The organism is Mesobacillus boroniphilus JCM 21738 (genome assembly GCF_000517385.1).
Lineage (GTDB): Bacteria > Bacillota > Bacilli > Bacillales > Cytobacillaceae > Mesobacillus > Mesobacillus boroniphilus.
Window position 1 is genome coordinate 1 of record NZ_BAUW01000192.1, and the last position, 2,077, is coordinate 2,077.

Below are 2,077 nucleotides of genomic sequence, written 5' to 3' on the forward strand. Positions count from 1 at the left end.
ACACAAAAGAACAGCTGTAATGGCTGTTCTTTTTTGTTTGCAGATTTATAAACGATGCCGGAAATAGTGCAGCAACTGATAATATGCGGAATGGATTCGGACAGATTTGGTGGACAAGCTTAAAAAGCTCTCAGAAAAAGAGTCAACTTCAGACAGGTTTGGGGAAAGAGCAGGAAAAGTTGTCCGAACCTAGTGCAACTTCAGACAGGTTTAGAGGAAAAGAGGAGAAAGCTGTCCGAGGGAAAAGCGCAAAAAGCTGTCAGAAGTAAGAGCAACTTCAGACAAGTTTAGATGAAAAGCCCAAAAAGCTGTCAGAAGAAGGAGCAACTTCAGACAAGTTTGGAGAAAAAGTACAAAAAGCTGTCAGAAGAAGGAGCAACTTCGGACAAGTTTTGAGAAAAATACAAAAAGCTGTCAGAAGTAGAGTCCAATTTGTACAAGTAATTGCTTGTCACCCATAAACTCCTGTTGCGTTGATCCAAGAAGGATTAACGCCTTTTTTTGCTGTTAACAAACCATGGACACTAAATGGACCTGAGATTTTTTTGAGCAGAAATAACATAGTTTAATATTTTTTTTACCAAAATTTAAACAATATCCAAAAATTAATAGTCTAGATATAATATTCTGGACTATCCGGATAGTACATGCATCGAGAGAGGAAGAAAAAATAGAATATGTCTTCATCAATATCAAAACGAAAATACATTCAGTTTTGAATTGAAGGTTAAAGGCGTTTCACCTCAGAAAGAAAAAAATGGCACGATCGTCTTCAAAGATTCAAAAGGAAAAACAGTTTGGTTCTTTGAAAATCCTTATATGACGGATGCAAAAGGCAATTACTCCGAAAAAGTATCCCTGAACCTTCGCGAAGAAAACGGGAAGACTTTTGTCGATGTGGTGGCCGATCAGGTATTTTTGAAAAATCCTGAGACGCAATACCCAGTAACGATTGATCCGACCATCGACAGCTGGAATGTATTGAGAGACAACTTTGTCGCAAGCAGTTTCCCTGATTCAGTATTTCCCAGCAATACGTATATGCATACGGGCTACAACAGTTATTTTGGCACTACGCGCGCCCTTTTACGTTTCTATCTTCCTGCTTTGCCAAGCGACAGCGTGATTGACAGTGCCACATTTAACGCTTATCAAACCAGAAATGACGGACAACAGGTTTCTGTAGACTTACACCGGGTATCATCCGATTGGCCGTCATCAGCCACCTGGAATTCGCAGCCAAGTACTGCAACCACAAAGGAATCCACAGTGACAAGCAATACTTATAATGCATACTGGAGCTGGGATATTACGTCCTTGGCAAAAGACTGGTATAACGGTGTTCAGGCAAACTACGGTATGATGCTGAAACAGCAGAACGAAACCACTTCTCCTTATCGTACATTTACCTCTGTCAATAACGGAATCAACACCCCACGCTTAACGGTGAATTACCGGGTGGAAGCAATCGGGCTTGAGTCATTCTGGACAAATACAGAAGAGGGAGTCAATCCCGCAAACGGAAACCTTGTCTATCGGGAAACGGATGTGCAAATTCCAGGCCGTGGACCAGAAGTCAGCCTTACTAGAACATTTAACAGCCGGAAATCTTCTTTTAAAGGGCTGTTTGGTTATGGCTGGATTTCAAATCTGGAACAAACGCTTGTTGATTCAGGCAGCGGACCGATCACTTTAATCGATGAGGATAATACCCGCCATATTTTCGGAGAAAAAGTGGGCGGAGGTTATGAAGCCGCAGGCGGCGTCTACCTCGATCTGGTTAAAAATACTGATGGAACCTACACCATCACAGCAACAGACGGAACCAAAACAAACTTCAATACAAGTGGGAAAATCAGCTCGATCACAGACACCAATGGAAATACAATAACATTTGTCTATGATGCATCTGGCAAATTAACAAAAATTCAGGATGCATCCGGACGGGCAACCAGCATTTCCTCCTTGGACAAACGGGTATGTATCCAGTGTGACAGACCCGGCTGGCAGGATAACTTCCTACAGTTATGACGCGTCTGGCAATATGACTAACGTCACCAATCCAGAGGGCAAGGTT

At 42.1% G+C, this 2,077-nt stretch carries 1 protein-coding gene; it reads left to right on the forward strand.

The window, feature by feature from the left end; genetic code table 11:
* The first annotated feature begins 720 nt into the window (after positions 1-720).
* Positions 721-2,031: a DNRLRE domain-containing protein gene (locus tag JCM21738_RS21640; protein WP_023626468.1), complete on the forward strand. Its 1,311-nt coding sequence runs from the start codon at positions 721-723 to the stop codon at positions 2,029-2,031.
* Positions 2,032-2,077: the final 46 nt, after the last annotated feature.